The sequence below is a fragment of the Pseudomonas khorasanensis genome (assembly GCF_014268505.2).
Lineage (GTDB): Bacteria > Pseudomonadota > Gammaproteobacteria > Pseudomonadales > Pseudomonadaceae > Aquipseudomonas > Aquipseudomonas khorasanensis.
In genome coordinates, this window is record NZ_JABWQP020000012.1 from 42699 (window position 1) to 59508 (window position 16810).

Here is a 16810-nt window from a genome sequence, read left to right on the forward strand (position 1 = left end):
ACTGGAAGTCTCCCTTGGTTTTTCTTGTTTTTATTGGCAGGCGCGCGGGGACAGCAGATAGCCACTATCGGCCGCTGTCTCTGTATAGCTCAAATTGGGGGGAGGTTTTGTAACTTAAGGTTAACGACGGGAGGGCGAGAGAAAATCCCTCGCCACAAATATGATTCACTTTGGATTGTCAGTGAACCAGAACTGTCCACAACGCAAACCCGGCATACCACAGCACCGCCGCGCGCAGCAGCAGTTCCCAGAGGCAGTCGAGTGTGTTGATGCCTTCCGGCCCGACGACCGGCGCAGGGACTTCCCCAGCCGCCAGGCCGACCTTGTTGATCAGTTGCGCGGCGCTGATATTCCAGTTGAGCAACTCGTGCAGCATCACGCGGCTGACCGCAACAAAATTGCCGACCAGTGCCAGACTCGCCGCCAGCAGGCGCACCGGCACCCAGTCGAATGCGTGACGCATCTGTGCTGCACGCTCGATCAGCGCGGGGTTAGTGCCGTGTTCCTCGGCCAGCGCCAACAAGCGGTAGGCCAGCGCCGCGACCGGGCCGAGCAGGAAATACCAGAAAATCACCGCGAAGAAACTTTGATAGGCCTGCCACAGCAGATGAGCCTGCACCGCTTCAAGCAGTTGCTCACCGCTGTCGGCGCAGATATTCAGATCGCGTTTGGCCACGTGCGCCGCCGCTTGCAGATCCTCGCGGCGCCAGGCATCGCGAAACGGCCCGAGACCGCCGAGCAGGTCGCCGCGCCCCAGGCTGTAAATCACCACCAACAGATGCACCGGCAAGGCCAGCAAGCCGTACGCCACCGGTTCCAGCACGAGCAGCAACAACGCCAGTAAAGCGACCGGAAAAAGCACCAGAATCGCCAGCACCAGCCAGGGTTGGCTGGCCAGTCGTTCGCTGGTTTCGAGTTTGTTCAGTTCGCGGATCCATCCGCCATCGCGTTGAACCCGGTGGCGCAGGGCCGAAAACTTCTCGATCCAGACTGCCAGCAGTAACACCAGAAAACTCATTGTCCTTCCTCTTTTGCCAGGGCCGCGCGGTAACGCGCCCAGTCGAATGCCGGGCCAGGATCGGTCTTGCGCCCGGGTGCAATGTCGCTGTGTCCGCAAATGCGTGCGCCGGTGATCGCCGGAAATGCCGATTGCAACTGCCGGGTCAACGTCGTAAGCGCCTGATACTGCGCATCGGTGAACGGCAGGTCATCGGTGCCTTCGAGCTCGATGCCCACGGAAAAATCGTTGCAGGTTTCACGACCGTCGAACATCGACACGCCGGCATGCCACGCCCGCTCAAGACAAGAGACAAACTGCGTGACCTTGCCGTCACGTTCGATCAGAAAATGCGCAGACACGCGCAAGTCGGCAATCCCTGCAAAGTAGGGATGCTCGGTGACATCCAGACGGTTCTGGAAAAATTCCTGCACCTTGCCCGTGGCAAACTGCGCCGGCGGCAGGCTGATGTTGTGGATGACCAGCAAGGACACTTCGCCCGCCGGGCGCTCATTGAAGTTGGGCGATGGGCAGATCTGCACGCCATGACACCACCCGCTCGCGGGATCCAACTGCATACCGATTCCTTCAACGCCGATCATGTTGGCGCCCAGTATGCCGCGATCCGCCCCTGTCGCGCGATCACTTGCCGCGATTGAGTCGCCGCAGATCACCCAATACCGATTCCAGCGCGCGGTCGAACAGCAAAGTATCGTCAAGCGCTCTTGCGGCCCCCCGGCTGAACGCCAGCGCCAGTTCGGTACGGCTGCGCTCACGCACCTTCATGCCGGTACGATCGACAAAAACGTATTTACCGGTCTCCTCGATGATCGCGGCGAGCTTGCAGCGCAACGCCTGATCGTCGTCTTCGTCGAACACAACCCAGTTGCCCAATCGCAACTGTCCGACCTGACGCAGACCGGCATCGTCATGTGGCAAGGTCGGCGAAGGTGTCGCAACCGCAATGGGGGCGCAGGTCTGCTGCAGGACCTGAGGCGAGACTTCAATCAGCGGCGTGGCGCTGTGATCGGCGTCGTCGGAACGCTCCAGCACACGCACATGCAGCGCCTCCAGCTCACTGAAAAATTCGCTGGTGGCGAACGGATCGAACGCCGCGCTGCTCAGGCCATCGCGCAGTGACTTGAGCAGCCCCGGCACCAGCGCCAGCAGGCGCAGGCTCGACTCAGCGTCGTCATGCCGTTGCACGCTCCAGATCAGTTGCTCCATGGTCTGCAGGTCGGCCCGCCATTCCGCGGATTGATCGCCATGTTTGAGACAGGTGAGCAGGAGCACTTTGCTCCACGCCTGTTGTACGAACGTCACCACCGAGACCGGCAACACTTCGCCCAGCAGCGCCTGATTCAGCGCCTGCTCAACGCGAAGCCCTGCCAGTTCAGCTTTCGCCCGGCCTTCTTCGGCGTCACGCAGGCGTTGTTCAAGCAGTTCGGTGCGTCGGCGTTCGTCCTGGGTGAACGCCAAAAACTCAGCCAGCAGTTCGGAAAAAACAGCCGGGTCATCGACGAATTCCGTCAGCAGGCGCTGCACCACTTGCTCAATGCGCACATACAGCGCGTCCTGCGCATCGCTGTCACAATCACTCCAGCCCATCGCGGCATCGGCAATTTCATTCAGCAGACGCCGCGCCGGGTGTGTGCTGCGGCTGAAAAAACTCTTGTCCAGCACGGCAACTTTGAGCATCGGAATCTGCAAACGGGCGATCAGCGCCTTGAGCGCGTCAGGGACATTGCGATCCTCAAGGATGCAATCAAAAACCATGGCGATAAGGTTGATGACGTCTTCGTCGGCAGTACCGACCACGCGGGACTTGCCGCTCCGGACGCTGACGCGGGTCAGCAGCTGCTCGAGCTGACTGCGCAGGTCGAAGTCTTCCTGAGCCTCAAGCGACGGCACGTATTGCTGCAAGTGCGAGAGCAAGCGCAGCAGATCGCGCGTGTTGATCGGTTGCGCCGTGGCGCCGGCCTCCAGTGTCGGCGCAACACGCCCGCGTACGTGCGCTAGCAAGCGCTGCAACGACGCGAAGACTTCCTCCACGCCATCGTCCGCTTGCTGCGAGTCGCTGAGGCCTTCGCTGGGCGGATCGGCCTCTGCGCGCTCAACTGCGCGCCGCCGGGTAGCCGGTTTCAAATGCGGCAATACACCGGTGGCAAGCAGCAGTTGATTAGCCTGGGCGTATAGCTGTTCGGTGTCGGCGAGCACGTAGCGTTCGAACAATTTGAGCAGGATCAGCTTGACCTTGATCTCGACACCCAGGTTGCGTCCGGCCTGCAGAAAGTACTCGCAGAGCATCGCCGGGCCGAGCGGATTGTGTGGATTTTCAAGTCGATTTCCGAGTAACGCGCTGAACCGTGCAGTCAGTTGATCGAGGGCGAAGCCATCACGCTTGAGCACACGGCTGACCATGGCTTGCACGGCGACGGTGCGCTCCGTGTCATCGTTGCGCGGCGCCGACTCTTCAATGATCAACGTGCGTGGCAGGCGATTGGCGGTAGGGTCGTATTGAGTGAGCCCGGCGAAGGCTTCGAAGAATTGCTCCAGGAAGCCGCGCTCGATGTTTTTGCGCTTGAGGCGCAGGTCGCGCATGGCTTCGAAAAAAATGTTCTGATCAACGTCGTTGCGCGCCCGATCAGCCATTTCGAACAACGTGTCGTCGGCGTTATCGAACAGTTCCTGCAAATCGTGGCGTAACTGTTGAGCAGCCTTGTCGCGCACCTGAAGCAGAATCACCGGCAGGCGGGCAAGCCGCGAGTGGTCCGCCTGATCGGCAGCCGCCCGGTGCAAAGGCACTACTTTCCCGTCGTTGTGCATCCAAGCCTCCTGGAACGGTGATTGGTCGTCAAAGCCATGACGTCAAATACAAGGCGGATTATCTTGCAAAAGATGTCCGCGATGCTATAGGCGTCAGGGTTTCCCCTATCCCGAAGCGCGATGAATTGCTCAGCCCATACCGCGCACTTATCGGCAAATCGACCAATTGCAGGCAACCGCGCGCGTTCTCGCCTTGGGTTGGCTCAGGCGCTGCCCCTATAATCGAACCACTTTGTTTGTGGAGTCCGTTATGCCGAATCTACGTCTCGCCGATCTGTCCGCCGAAATCGAAGCCAACGTGCGCCGTGCGTTGCTCGAAGATGTCGGCAGCGGCGACATCACCGCGCAACTGATCCCGGCCGAACGCCTGGCCAAAGCCACCATCATTACCCGAGACGACGCCGTCATCTGTGGCACCGCGTGGGTCGATGCGGTGTTTCGCCAGCTCGATCCGCGCGTGGCGGTGCACTGGCAAGTGGTCGATGGCGAACGGGTCAAACCCAATCAGGCGCTGTTCCATCTGGAAGGCCCGGCTCGCTCGCTGCTGACGGGCGAACGCAGCGCGCTGAATTTCCTGCAATTGCTTTCCGGCGTGACGACGCGTGCGCAGTATCTGGCGGACTTTGTTGCCCAGACTCAGGTCAAGCTCCTCGACACTCGCAAGACCCTCCCCGGCCTGCGCCTGGCGCAGAAGTACGCGGTAACCTGCGGTGGCTGCCACAACCACCGCATCGGTCTGTACGACGCGTTTCTGATCAAGGAAAACCACATCGCCGCCAGCGGCGGCATCGCCGAAGCCGTGGCCGCCGCGCATAAGATCGCCCCGGGTAAACCGGTGGAAATCGAAGTGGAAAGTCTTGCAGAGCTGAAGGAAGCGCTGGAGGCCGGCGCCGACATCATCATGCTCGACGAACTGAGCCTGGATGACATGCGCGAAGCCGTGCGCCTGACCGCCGGCAAGGCGAAACTGGAAGCCAGCGGCGGCATCAACGAAAGCACGCTGCTGCCGATCGCCGAGACGGGTGTGGATTACATCTCGATCGGTGCGATGACCAAGGATGTCAAAGCGGTGGATCTGTCGATGAGACTGAGCCTCTGAGCTGCAAGCTGCAAGCTGCAAGCTGCAAGCTGCAAGCTGCAAGCTGCAAGCTGCAAGCTGCAAGCTGCAAGCCAAGCGATTCTGCTTTGACTTGTAGCTTGCCGCTTGAAACTTGAAGCTGCTTTATACGACCAGATTATTCATCTCGCAGTATTCATCCCATTCGACACCCAACACCTCAGCCGCCTCCTTATGCAATACGAGGCGCTGCTCCTCAAACTCTTCCGGCGTGCTGGTGTACTTGAGCGTCAGCTCCCACGGCTGCAAACCCTGCGCTTCGGCTTCGTCTTCGAAGGCCCACTGGATCTGGTCTTTCTGATCGTCGGGACTCAGTTCCTTTATTTCTTCCTTCAGGTCTGGCACGTCCAGCAGATATTTTTCCAGCGCTTGTTCGTGGCGTTGCTCTTGCGTTAATTCAGTCATGGGGTTCTCGCTGATCTTGGAATGGAGGATGGATCTGGATCATCAAGGATCTCTCTGACGCGGACTGACCGGCCTTCGGAACCATTCGGGATCATCTGAAAACTGCTGGGCGATGCTCATGCAGAAACCGAATATAGGACGTTTGCATGACGAATTACATGGCTGTTTACATCTATTGGACAAAAAGCTGACCTGCGGAACATAGTTGCGAATTTTTAGTCATAGCGATGTGCCATACCGGCACATCTTATGCTGTTCACAAGGAAACCCAGTGATGCGCAGCTTTTCCAGTTTATCTGCCGTTGTGTCCGCTACCACTTTGATCGCCGTGCTGGCCCTCCCCGCAAGTGCAATGGCGGTTGAGCTGAGCTCCAGCAGCCCGTCCTACAACGACAAGCTCTCGCTGATTCACAACGACTACGGCAAAGACGTGGTGATCAGAAGCGACATCAGCATCGATGAGTTAAAGAAAATGCGCGATACGGTCAGCGAACAATCGCGCCAGATCGAGGAGCTCAAGCGCAACAGCGGTTCGAGCTCAAGCTCCAGCGGCAAGGACATCGATGAGCTGAAAAACAAGGTCAAGGAGCAGGACCGTGAACTGGATAGCCTTGGTCGCCAGGTGGAAGAACTCAAGCGCAACAGCGGTTCGAGCTCTAACTCGAGCAGCAGCGAGATCTCCAGTCTGAAGCACAAGGTAAACGATCAGGATCGGGCGATGGATCAGCTCAAACGCAGCGTCGAGGAGCTGAGTCGCAAGGTGAAATAAACAGGGATGGTGCCCGAGACAGGAATCGAACCTGCGACCTTCGCGTTACGAGTGCGCTGCTCTACCGGCTGAGCTACACGGGCGGTGGGCTAAACCTAGCACCGGTCTCGGGCTGCGGCAACTTTGTGGCTTGCCGTTGTGGCGAGGGAGCTTGTCGAAGCGTCGCACCGTCCCGCTCGGCTGCGCAGCAGTCGTAAAAACGCCAGCCAAAAACATGGGGTCGCTTCGCAACCCGGCGGGAGCAAGCTCCCTCGCCACAAGATCTTTATGGCAGACAAAAAAAGCCCCCGCCGTTTGCACGGCGGGGGCTTTTTCATTGCGCTAGAGCGTTGGGGTGATTAAACGCCCGAAGCCTTTGCAGCTGCCACGTCTTTGATGGACAGCTTGATACGGCCGCGGTTGTCCACGTCCAGTACCAGCACTTCCACTTCCTGGCCTTCTTTGAGGATGTCGGTGACTTTCTCTACGCGAGCGTCGCTCAGCATCGAGATGTGCACCAGACCGTCCTTGCCCGGCAGGATGTTGACGAACGCGCCGAAGTCGACGATGCGCTCAACCTTGCCGACGTAGATCTTGCCGATCTCGGCTTCGGCAGTAATGCTCAGAACGCGCTGGCGCGCAGCTTCTGCGGCATCCTTGGTCTCGCCGAAGATCTTGATCGAGCCGTCGTCTTCGATATCGATCGAAGCCTTGGTTTCTTCGCAGATCGCACGGATGGTCGCGCCACCTTTACCGATAACGTCACGGATCTTGTCGGTGTCGATCTTCATCGCGATCATGGTCGGAGCGTTGGCCGACAGCTCGGTACGCGACTGGCCAATGATCTGGTTCATTTGGCCGAGGATGTTCAGGCGCGCTTCAAGGGCCTGGCCCAGAGCGATTTCCATGATCTCTTCGGTGATGCCCTTGATCTTGATGTCCATCTGCAGCGCGGTCACACCTTTGGCGGTACCGGCTACCTTGAAGTCCATGTCACCCAGGTGGTCTTCGTCACCGAGGATGTCGGTCAGGACGGCGAACTTCTCGCCTTCTTTAACCAGACCCATGGCGATACCGGCAACCGGAGCCTTCATCGGCACACCAGCGTCCATCAGGGCCAGGGAAGCGCCACACACGGAAGCCATCGAGCTCGAACCGTTGGATTCAGTGATTTCCGACACGACACGGATGGTGTACGGGAACACGTCAGCGGCAGGCAGCATCGCCGAAACCGAACGACGGGCCAGACGGCCGTGACCGATTTCGCGACGACCGGCGCCGCCCATGCGACCACACTCGCCCACCGAGAACGGAGGGAAGTTGTAGTGCAGCATGAAGGGGTCTTTCTTTTCGCCTTCCAGGGTGTCCAGCAGCTGTGCGTCACGGGCGGTGCCCAGTGTTGCAACAACCAGCGCCTGGGTTTCACCACGGGTGAACAGCGCCGAACCGTGGGTCTTCGGCAGAACGCCGACTTCGATGTTCAGCGGACGTACGGTGCGAGTGTCGCGGCCGTCGATACGTGGCTTGCCGTTTACGATGTTTTCGCGAACGGTGCGGTATTCGATCTCGCCGAAAGCAGCTTTCACTTCAGCAGAGGTCGGCTGGCCTTCTTCGCCGGACAGCTTGGCAACCACTTGATCCTTCAGCTCACCCAGGCGCGCATAACGGTCGGCCTTGATGGTGATGGTGTAAGCCTGGGAGATCGCTTCGCCGAACTCGGCACGGATCGCGCCCAGCAGTTCGGTGGCTTCAGGCTGTGGAGCCCAGTTCCAGGTTGGCTTGGCGGCTTCTGCAGCGAGTTCCTTGACAGCGTTGATCACAACTTGGAACTCGTCGTGAGCAAACAGCACCGCACCCAGCATCTGGTCTTCGGTCAGCTCTTTGGCTTCCGATTCAACCATCAGCACGGCGTCGGAAGTACCGGCAACGACCATGTCCAGGCTCGAAGCGGCTTGCTGCTCGTAAGTCGGGTTCAGCAGGTAGCCGGTGCTTTCATGGAAAGCCACACGAGCGGCGCCGATCGGGCCGTCGAACGGAATGCCGGAAATGGCCAGGGCAGCCGAGGTACCGATCATCGCAGCGATGTCCGGATCGGTCTTCTTGCTGGTGGAAACGACGGTGCAGACAACCTGCACTTCGTTCATGAAGCCTTCAGGGAACAGCGGACGGATCGGACGGTCGATCAGTCGGGAGGTCAGGGTTTCTTTTTCGGAAGGACGGCCTTCGCGCTTGAAGAAACCGCCAGGGATCTTACCGGCAGCGTAAGTCTTTTCCTGGTAGTGAACGGACAGCGGGAAGAAGCCCTTGCCCGGATCAGCTTGCTTTGCACCGACGACAGTCACCAACACGCTGACGTCGTCGTCAACGGTGACCAATACTGCGCCGGAGGCCTGACGGGCGATACGGCCTGTCTCGAGGGTAACGGTCGATTGACCGAACTGGAATTTTTTGATTACCGGGTTCACGGTGTCCTACCTTCTTTGTGGCTCTTGGGGAAATCGGTTTCTTGCGAATTCTTGGGCAATGTCGGGAATCGGCCCGATGGCAGTTGTCCGGGTGTTACAGGGTAAAGCCATGCTGCAGATAAAACTTGAGGCTGGGAGCCTGTAAGACGCCAGCGGAAAACCGCTGACGTCCGACAGACCACCAACCTCATAGCGCAATCGCTGATTAGCGACGCAGACCCAGGCGAGCGATCAGAGCGGCGTACCGGCTCACGTCCTTGCCTTTCAGGTAGTCCAGCAGCTTGCGACGCTGGTTTACCATGCGGATCAGACCACGACGGGAGTGGTGATCTTTACCGTTGGCCTTGAAGTGACCTTGCAGTTTGTTGATGTTGGCGGTCAGCAGTGCAACTTGCACTTCTGGCGAACCAGTGTCACCAACAGCTTGCTGGTAGTCAGCAACGATTTGAGCTTTTTCTTGAACGTCGAGAGCCATGAGGCAATCCTTCCTTATCAGGAAACTGTTTCAGGGAAACAGCTTCAACAGGCCAGGGACAAATCCCTGTATCTATAAATGAGTAGTGACCATGCCTGTTAACAGCCACACTCGCCGGCCTGCTGTTACGCAGACCGGTTCCGGTCATTCTGACCGAATCAAACGACGCGGCGCGATGCGCCCGTCTTCGCTCACTTCACCGATACCGATGAAGCGACCATTGTGATCCTGTACCCGCACCATGCCGAACTTCGGAGCATCCGGGGCACGCACCGGCTGACCGTTGAGCCAGTAGAACGCGCTCGCTTCCGAGAAGTGCAGCAACGGCCAATCCAGCAAGCCGCTGTCCGATGGCATCAGGAAGCGATCGACCGCTTCGTTGCCGCCTTCGGCATGTACCGCTTCCAGCTCTTCGAGGGTCACGGTCTGCGCCAGGGTGAAAGGCCCGGCCTGGGTACGGCGCAGTTCCGCGACGTACGCACCACAACCGAGTTGCTCACCGATATCCTCCACCAGGGTACGAATATAGGTGCCCTTGCTGCAGTCCACCGCAAGCCGCGCAGTATCGCCTTCGAAGGCCAGCAATTCCAAGCGCGCAATAGTAACAGAACGCGGTTCGCGCTCCACTACTTCGCCTGCACGTGCCAGTTTGTACAGCGGCTGGCCATCACGCTTGAGTGCCGAGTACATCGGCGGTATCTGACTGATTTGCCCGCGAAATTTCGGCAAGGCCGCTTCGACATCGGCGCGACCAACGGTCACCGGGCGCTCCTGCAAGACCTCACCTTCGGCATCGGCCGTGGTGGTGGTCTTGCCCAGTTGCGCCAGGGTCTCATAGCCCTTGTCGGAATCGAGCAGGTATTGCGAGAACTTGGTCGCCTCGCCGAAGCACAGCGGCAACACGCCGGTGGCCAGCGGGTCGAGGCTGCCGGTGTGCCCGGCTTTCTCGGCATTCAGCAGCCAGCGCACTTTCTGCAACGCGGCGTTGGAGGTGAATCCCAACGGCTTGTCGAGCAGGATGATACCGCTGACGTTACGACGGATACGTTTGACCTGAGCCACCGACTTACTCCTTGGCGTCTTCAGGTGCAGCGGTATCGAGGTGCTGATTGTCTTCAGCGACGGCGCGCTCGATCAGCGCCGACAGGTGCGCGCCACGCACGACGGATTCGTCGTAGTGGAAGTGCAGTTGCGGCACGCTGCGCAGCTTCATCTCACGGGCCAATTGCATGCGCAGGAAACCTGCGGCGGCATTCAGCACCTTGATGCTTTGCGCGATGTCTTCGGCGTTGTCCTGGCCCATTACGGTGATGAAAATCTTCGCGTGACCAACGTCACGGGATACTTCCACAGCGGTAATGGTGACCAGGCCGACGCGCGGGTCTTTGACTTCACGACGGATCAGCTGGGCCAGCTCACGCTGCATCTGATCGCCGATACGTTGGGTACGGCTGTATTCTTTTGCCATGATTTGTTACCTGTTACTGCCCAGCGGCGAAACCCGCAAGGTCTGAAAGCGGCAAACGCCCGGCCTGACAAAAGCCAGACCGGGCGTTGCGTTTAGAGTCCGGACGCTGCGCCGCGCATTTGCATGCTACGGCTCATCGTGGCCCTTGAAGTGCGCGAGTCAGAGGCTGCGAGCAACCTGGACCTTCTCGAAGACTTCGATCTTGTCGCCGACTTTGACGTCGTTGTAGCTCTTCACGCCGATACCGCATTCCATGCCGGCACGTACTTCAGAAGCGTCATCCTTGAAGCGGCGCAGGGATTCCAGCTCGCCTTCGAAGATAACGATGTCTTCACGCAGTACGCGGATCGGACGGTTACGGTGCACAACACCTTCGATCACCATGCAGCCCGCGATCGCGCCAAACTTCGGCGAACGGAACACGTCACGCACTTCGGCCACACCCAGGATGTTCTCGCGAACATCGCTGCCGAGCATGCCGGTCAGGGCTTTCTTGACGTCTTCGATGATGTCGTAGATCACGTTGTAGTAACGCATGTCCAGACCTTCCTGCTCGACGATTTTCCGTGCGCCAGCATCGGCACGCACGTTGAAGCCGAACAGTACAGCATTGGAAGCCAGTGCCAGGTTGGCGTCGGATTCGGTGATACCACCGACACCGCCACCGACCACGCGTACTTGCACTTCGTCGTTGCCCAGGCCATTCAAGGCACCGTTCAACGCTTCCAGCGAGCCACGGACGTCCGATTTGAGGACGATGTTGAGCGTCTTCTTCTCGGCCTGACCCATGTTTTCGAAGATGTTCTCAAGCTTGCCGGCGTGAGCGCGAGCCAATTTGACTTCGCGGAACTTGCCTTGACGGAACAGAGCCACTTCACGGGCTTTCTTCTCGTCGGCAACCACACTCATTTCGTCGCCAGCATCCGGGGTACCGTCCAGGCCGAGAATCTCGACTGGGATGGATGGACCGGCTTCCTTGATTGGCTTGCCGTTCTCGTCGAGCATGGCGCGCACGCGGCCATAGTTCGAACCGACCAGCACCATGTCGCCTTGGCGCAGGGTACCGTCTTGAACCAGAACGGTCGCCACCGGGCCACGGCCCTTGTCGAGACGCGATTCAACCACAACACCGCGGCCAGGAGCCGATGGGGTTGCTTTAAGTTCGAGAACTTCAGCTTGCAGCAGAACGGCTTCGAGCAGTTCGTCCACACCCGTACCGACTTTCGCCGAAACCGGTACGAACGGCGTATCACCGCCCCACTCTTCCGACGTCACGCCGTGAACCGACAGTTCGCTACGGATGCGATCGAGATCAGCGCCCGGCTTGTCGATCTTGTTCACTGCAACAACCAGTGGAACGCCAGCCGCTACCGCGTGCTGAACAGCTTCAATGGTCTGCGGCATCACGCCGTCGTCCGCTGCAACTACCAGGATCACGATGTCGGTCGCCTTGGCACCACGGGCACGCATTGCGGTAAACGCAGCGTGACCCGGGGTGTCGAGGAAGGTAACCATGCCGCGTTCGGTTTCAACGTGGTAAGCACCGATGTGCTGGGTAATGCCGCCGGCTTCGCCAGCCGCTACCTTGGCACGACGGATGTAGTCGAGCAGCGAGGTTTTACCGTGGTCAACGTGGCCCATTACGGTCACAACCGGCGCACGGGAGAACGACTCGCCTTCAAACTTCAGGGACTCGGCCAGGGAATCTTCCAGGGCGGTGTCGCTGACCAGGGTCACTTTGTGGCCCAGCTCTTCAGCTACCAGTTGAGCAGTTTCCTGATCAAGCACCTGGTTGATGGTCGCCGGGGTACCCAGTTTGAACATGAACTTGATGATTTCAGCAGCCTTGACCGACATCTGGTTGGCGAGGTCGCCAACAGTGATGGTCTCGCCGATCTGCACGTCACGCACGACAGGGCCGGTAGGGCTCTGGAAACCGTGGGCGTTGCGCTTTTTCAGCTTGGCCTTGCCGCGACCACCGCGACGGAAGCCATCGCTTTCTTCGTCGGTAGTGCGTGGGGCCACACGTGGCGCCGGCGCTTTTTCTTTTACCGATGCGCGATGCGGAGCGTTTTTGCGCTCGCCATCACCACCACCGCTGCGACGATTGTTATCGTCGGCACGTGGCTTGTCCGGACGGCGCTGTTCGTTCTGCTTGTTGCGAACGTCAGCGGACGGCGCTGGAGCAGCGGCGACTACCGGCGCGCTTTCACGCACGGGTTCGGCAACTGCAGCAGGGGCTGCAACGGCGTCGCTGGTAGCGTTCTGCGCAGCACCAGGCTGGCGGCGCGCTTCTTCTTCGGCGCGCTGCTTGGCTTCTTCTTCAGCCTTCTGACGAGCCGCGTTTTCTACTGCGCGACGCTCATCCAGTTCACGCTTGCGCTCGGCTTCGATTTCTTCCGGGCTGCGCTGTACGAAAACTTTCTTCTTGCGAACTTCAACGCTGATGCTCTTGCTACCAGCCACACGAAGAGTGCTGGTGGTTTTACGCTGCAGCGTGATCTTGCGTGGTTCTTCCACTTTCGCCTTGTGACTGCTCTTCAAGTGAGTCAGCAGGGATTGCTTCTCACTGTCAGTCACATTTTCGTCGGCGGCGGTGTGCGGCAGACCTGCCTCACGCATCTGCTGCAACAGGCGCTCTACCGGTGTTTTGACCTCATCGGCCAGTTGTTTCACCGTGACTTGCGTCATGCACTTCTCTCCTCAGGCCGCGCCTAATTACTCGAACCAGTGGGCTCGGGCGGCCATGATCAACTTGCCGGCACGATCATCGTCAATGCCGTCGATGTCGAGCAGGTCGTCAATAGACTGCTCGGCCAGGTCTTCGCGGGTAATTACGCCGCGCACCGCCAGTTCCATCGCCAAATCCTTGTCCATACCCTCAAGCGAGAGCAGGTCTTCGGCCGGATGGGCGTCTGCCAGCTTTTCCTCAGTAGCGATGGCTTTGGTCAACAAGCGATCCTTGGCGCGAGCACGAAGCTCGTTGACGATGTCCTCGTCAAAGCCGTCGATGTTGAGCATTTCCTCCACCGGTACGTAGGCAATCTCTTCCAGGCTGGTAAAGCCTTCATCTACCAGCACCTGCGCCAGTTCTTCGTCGACTTCCAGCTCGTCGATGAAGTTGCGCAGGATGTCGCCGGTTTCTGCTTGCTGCTTAGCCTGGATGTCCGATTCGGTCATCACGTTCAGGGTCCAGCCAGTCAATTGGCTCGCCAGACGCACGTTCTGACCACCACGACCGATGGCCTGAGCCAGATTGTCTGCGCCAACGGCGATGTCCATTGCATGGGCATCTTCGTCAACGATAATTGCCGCAACCTCAGCCGGGGACATGGCGTTGATCACGAACTGAGCCGGATTGTCGTCCCACAGAACGATATCAACACGCTCACCGCCCAACTCGCCCGACACTGCCTGGACGCGCGAACCGCGCATACCGATGCAAGCGCCCTGCGGGTCGATGCGTTTGTCCTTGGAACGAACGGCGATCTTGGCGCGCGAACCTGGATCACGGGACGCAGCCATCACTTCGATCAGGCCTTCGGCAATTTCCGGCACTTCGATGCGGAACAGCTCGATCAGCATTTCCGGCGCGGTACGCGACAGGATCAACTGCGGGCCGCGATTCTCGGTGCGGATTTCCTTGAGCAGCGCACGCAGACGCACGCCGACACGGAAGGTTTCGCGAGAAATGATGTCTTCACGAGCCAGCAACGCCTCGGCGTTGTTGCCCAGATCGACGATCACGTTGTCGCGGGTGACTTTTTTCACGGTGCCGGAGATGATTTCTCCAAGGCGCTCGCGATAGGCGTCGACCACTTGAGCGCGCTCGGCTTCACGCACTTTCTGCACAATAACCTGCTTGGCAGTCTGCGCAGCAATGCGGCCGAACTCGATGGATTCGATCTTCTCTTCAACGACGTCGCCAACCTTGGCACCAGGATGCGTTTCGGCAACCTTGGTCGGCCAGGTTTCGATGGCCGGATCGTCAAGATCATTCTCTTCGACGACCGTCCAGCGACGGAAAGTTTCGTAGGCCCCGGTGTGGCGGTTAATTTCCACACGAAGGTCAACTTCGTCTTCAAAACGCTTTTTGGTAGCAGTGGCCAGAGCCAGCTCCAGCGCTTCAAAAATTACGCTTGCCGGTACGCCCTTTTCATTGGATACCGACTCAACAACCAGCAGTACTTCTTTGCTCATCGTACGCCTCGCCTTTCGCAAGCCATTGGATCCGCGGGATCCGCGTCTCAGTCAAAACTGGGAATAATGTTGGCCTTGTCGATCATATCGATCGGCAACAGGAACTCGTGGTCTTCTACCTGCACCACGACGTCCTGCTCTTCTACACCGCGCAGAAGGCCCTGAAAGTTGCGTCGTCCTTCGAAAGGCGAGCGCAGCTTGATCTTCACTTGTTCACCGGCAAATTTTGCAAACTGCTCAAGAGTGAACAGCGGGCGCTCCATGCCAGGCGAGGAAACTTCAAGGGTGTATTCAACGGCGATCGGATCTTCAACATCCAGTACACCGCTGATCTGGCGGCTGACAATGGCGCAATCGTCCACCAGCACGCCACCCTCTTTATCGATATAAACGCGCAACATCGAGTGACGACCCTGAGCCGAAAACTCGATACCCCAGCATTCATAGCCCAGGGCCACGACCACCGGGGCCAGCAAGGCCTGCAACTCTTCTAGCTTGCTCGACACCTGAACCCCCTAGTGCATGATATGTGCATGCTTTGCAAAATAAAAAAATGGGCATAACGCCCATCCTTGAAACGCCGTCGAACAGCGGCGCTGGAAGTATCCAGCTAACAAAAAGCCCCTTAAAAGGGGCTCCTGAAACTGGTTGCGGGGGCCGGATTTGAACCGACGACCTTCGGGTTATGAGCCCGACGAGCTACCAGACTGCTCCACCCCGCGACAAAGCTGGGGCGGAAGTATACGACCGATCCCTTTTAGGGTCAATGTAACCTTCCACCTGCAAGAAAGCCCGCAACAGCGGGCTCTCCTGACTAATTGGTACCGAGAAGGGGACTCGAACCCCTACACCCTATGGGCACAACCACCTCAAGGTTGCGTGTCTACCAATTCCACCACCTCGGCAATACTACGTTGAAACTCTTCTTACTTCTGCTCTTGAGCTGGAGGCACGTCAGTCGCTGGAGTAGCCGACTTTTGCTCTTGAAGCACCGGGACATCGTCAGAAGCCGGTTGTTGCTTAGGTACTTCCAACACTGCTGGATCTGGCAAACCTGCTTGAGTCAGCTGATGAGCTTTCTCTTTAGCAAAGTAACCTAACCCCAAGCTGGTTATGAAGAAACCGGCGGCAAGTATAGCAGTAAACTTACTAAGAAAGGTAGAGGAACCTTGGCTTCCGAACACAGTATTTGAAGCACCTGCTCCGAAAGACGCGCCAGCGTCCGCACCCTTACCCTGCTGCAGCAAAACCAGAGCAACTACGCCCAATGCACCCAGCAGATGAAAAACGACTACGACTGTTTCCAGCATTTTTTCAGTTTCCCGCGGCGCGACAGATCGCACCGAACTCATCTGCATTCAGGGAAGCTCCACCAATGAGCCCCCCATCGATATCCGGCATGCCGAACAGTTCGACCGCATTGGCCGCCTTCACGCTGCCGCCGTATAGAAGCCGCACACCTCGTGCCACTTCAGAATTCTCTGCCGCCAACTGCTCGCGAATGGCTTTGTGCACATCCTGAGCCTGTTGCGGCGTTGCAGTCAGTCCAGTACCAATGGCCCAGACAGGCTCGTAAGCAATGACTGCCTTGGCGAAAGCACCTACACCCAGCTCCTCGATGATGCTGCCCAGCTGACGCCCGACAACCTCAAGAGTTTTTCCGGCTTCACGCTGCTCCAGGGTCTCCCCTACACACAACACCGGAATCAAGCCACATGCCTGCGCCGCCGCGAACTTGCGATTCAGCATCCCGTCTCGCTCGCCCATGATCTGGCGGCGTTCGGAGTGCCCGACAAGCACAAGGGAACAACCTGCATCCACCAGTTGACTCGGCGCAATCTCACCGGTCAACGCACCTTGCATGGCTTCCACCGCAGAATTCTGCGCGCCGACCGAAATCGACTTGCCTTTCAAGCCATCAATCACTTGATTGATATGCAAGCAAGGCGGGAACACCGCGACATCAACACCGCTTGGCAAGGCCAGATGACGAAGGCCGTTGATCAGCTCAGCGACGCTGGCGCGGGTACCGTGCATCTTCCAGTTACCAGCTACCATAGGGCGACGCATGCTGTACCTCGTCGGTCAAAGTGGGCGCAGATGTTACCC

Annotated in this window: 15 protein-coding genes and 3 tRNA genes; 2 read left to right on the forward strand and 16 right to left on the reverse strand. The window is 58.6% G+C overall.

All coding sequences use genetic code 11. The features are described from left to right. Positions 1-178 precede the first annotated feature (178 nt). From ampE to HU727_RS20920, 3 genes are all read right to left on the reverse strand, one after another. Positions 179-1018 carry a regulatory signaling modulator protein AmpE gene (gene ampE / locus HU727_RS20910; RefSeq protein ID WP_186533630.1) on the reverse strand — a complete coding sequence of 280 codons (840 nt, stop codon included), beginning with the start codon at positions 1016-1018 and terminating at the stop codon, positions 179-181. Then, on the reverse strand, positions 1015-1575 hold the full coding sequence (gene ampD, locus HU727_RS20915) for a 1,6-anhydro-N-acetylmuramyl-L-alanine amidase AmpD (RefSeq protein WP_186533629.1): 561 nt from the start codon (positions 1573-1575) through the stop codon (positions 1015-1017). Before ampD ends, ampE begins: the two co-directional genes overlap by 4 nt. Before the next feature lie 64 nt (positions 1576-1639). Beyond that, positions 1640-3823 carry a DUF1631 domain-containing protein gene (locus HU727_RS20920; protein ID WP_186533628.1) on the reverse strand — a complete coding sequence of 728 codons (2184 nt, stop codon included), beginning with the start codon at positions 3821-3823 and terminating at the stop codon, positions 1640-1642. Between the two features lie 250 nt (positions 3824-4073). Here HU727_RS20920 and nadC point away from each other — a divergent pair, with 250 nt between their 5' ends. After that, complete coding sequence (nadC, locus tag HU727_RS20925; RefSeq protein WP_186533627.1) at positions 4074-4922, forward strand: carboxylating nicotinate-nucleotide diphosphorylase; 849 nt, start codon at positions 4074-4076, stop codon at positions 4920-4922. Positions 4923-5045: 123 nt separating this feature from the next. On the opposite strand, the gene HU727_RS20930 is transcribed toward nadC, so the two are convergent. Continuing rightward, positions 5046-5345, reverse strand: a complete 300-nt coding sequence (locus tag HU727_RS20930) for a DUF6388 family protein (protein WP_186533626.1) — start codon at positions 5343-5345, stop codon at positions 5046-5048. A 274-nt stretch (positions 5346-5619) separates the two neighbouring features. Here HU727_RS20930 and HU727_RS20935 point away from each other — a divergent pair, with 274 nt between their 5' ends. Then, positions 5620-6114, forward strand: a complete 495-nt coding sequence (locus HU727_RS20935) for a hypothetical protein (RefSeq protein ID WP_186533625.1) — start codon at positions 5620-5622, stop codon at positions 6112-6114. 7 nt (positions 6115-6121) lie between these two features. Here HU727_RS20935 and HU727_RS20940 read toward each other — a convergent pair. The 12 genes from HU727_RS20940 to tpiA all read right to left on the reverse strand — a co-directional run bounded on the left by HU727_RS20940 (position 6122) and on the right by tpiA (position 16771). After that, positions 6122-6197, reverse strand: a tRNA-Thr gene (locus HU727_RS20940). 255 nt (positions 6198-6452) lie between these two features. Further along, on the reverse strand, positions 6453-8558 hold the full coding sequence (gene pnp / locus HU727_RS20945) for a polyribonucleotide nucleotidyltransferase (RefSeq protein ID WP_186533624.1): 2106 nt from the start codon (positions 8556-8558) through the stop codon (positions 6453-6455). 205 nt (positions 8559-8763) lie between these two features. Continuing rightward, positions 8764-9033 (reverse strand): 30S ribosomal protein S15, encoded by a 270-nt coding sequence (gene rpsO / locus HU727_RS20950; protein ID WP_016771751.1) that lies wholly within the window; start codon positions 9031-9033, stop codon positions 8764-8766. Between the two features lie 144 nt (positions 9034-9177). Next, positions 9178-10095, reverse strand: coding sequence for a tRNA pseudouridine(55) synthase TruB (gene truB, locus HU727_RS20955; RefSeq protein WP_034154423.1), 918 nt, complete (start codon positions 10093-10095; stop codon positions 9178-9180). Between the two features lie 4 nt (positions 10096-10099). Next, the gene (rbfA, locus tag HU727_RS20960; protein WP_186533623.1) at positions 10100-10501 is read right to left on the reverse strand and encodes a 30S ribosome-binding factor RbfA; all 402 of its coding nucleotides are present in this window, start codon (positions 10499-10501) and stop codon (positions 10100-10102) included. 159 nt (positions 10502-10660) lie between these two features. Beyond that, positions 10661-13192: a translation initiation factor IF-2 gene (infB, locus tag HU727_RS20965; protein WP_186533622.1), complete on the reverse strand. Its 2532-nt coding sequence runs from the start codon at positions 13190-13192 to the stop codon at positions 10661-10663. 27 nt (positions 13193-13219) lie between these two features. Beyond that, positions 13220-14701: a transcription termination factor NusA gene (gene nusA, locus HU727_RS20970; protein ID WP_186533621.1), complete on the reverse strand. Its 1482-nt coding sequence runs from the start codon at positions 14699-14701 to the stop codon at positions 13220-13222. Positions 14702-14748: 47 nt separating this feature from the next. Further along, on the reverse strand, positions 14749-15207 hold the full coding sequence (gene rimP / locus HU727_RS20975; RefSeq protein ID WP_007993601.1) for a ribosome maturation factor RimP: 459 nt from the start codon (positions 15205-15207) through the stop codon (positions 14749-14751). A gap of 139 nt (positions 15208-15346) precedes the next feature. After that, a tRNA-Met gene (locus HU727_RS20980) sits at positions 15347-15423 on the reverse strand. 97 nt (positions 15424-15520) lie between these two features. Next, positions 15521-15606: transfer RNA gene (locus HU727_RS20985), tRNA-Leu, on the reverse strand. Between the two features lie 21 nt (positions 15607-15627). Then, on the reverse strand, positions 15628-16011 hold the full coding sequence (gene secG, locus HU727_RS20990; protein WP_016771756.1) for a preprotein translocase subunit SecG: 384 nt from the start codon (positions 16009-16011) through the stop codon (positions 15628-15630). Positions 16012-16015: 4 nt separating this feature from the next. Beyond that, the gene (tpiA, locus tag HU727_RS20995; protein WP_186533620.1) at positions 16016-16771 is read right to left on the reverse strand and encodes a triose-phosphate isomerase; all 756 of its coding nucleotides are present in this window, start codon (positions 16769-16771) and stop codon (positions 16016-16018) included. Positions 16772-16810 lie beyond the last annotated feature (39 nt).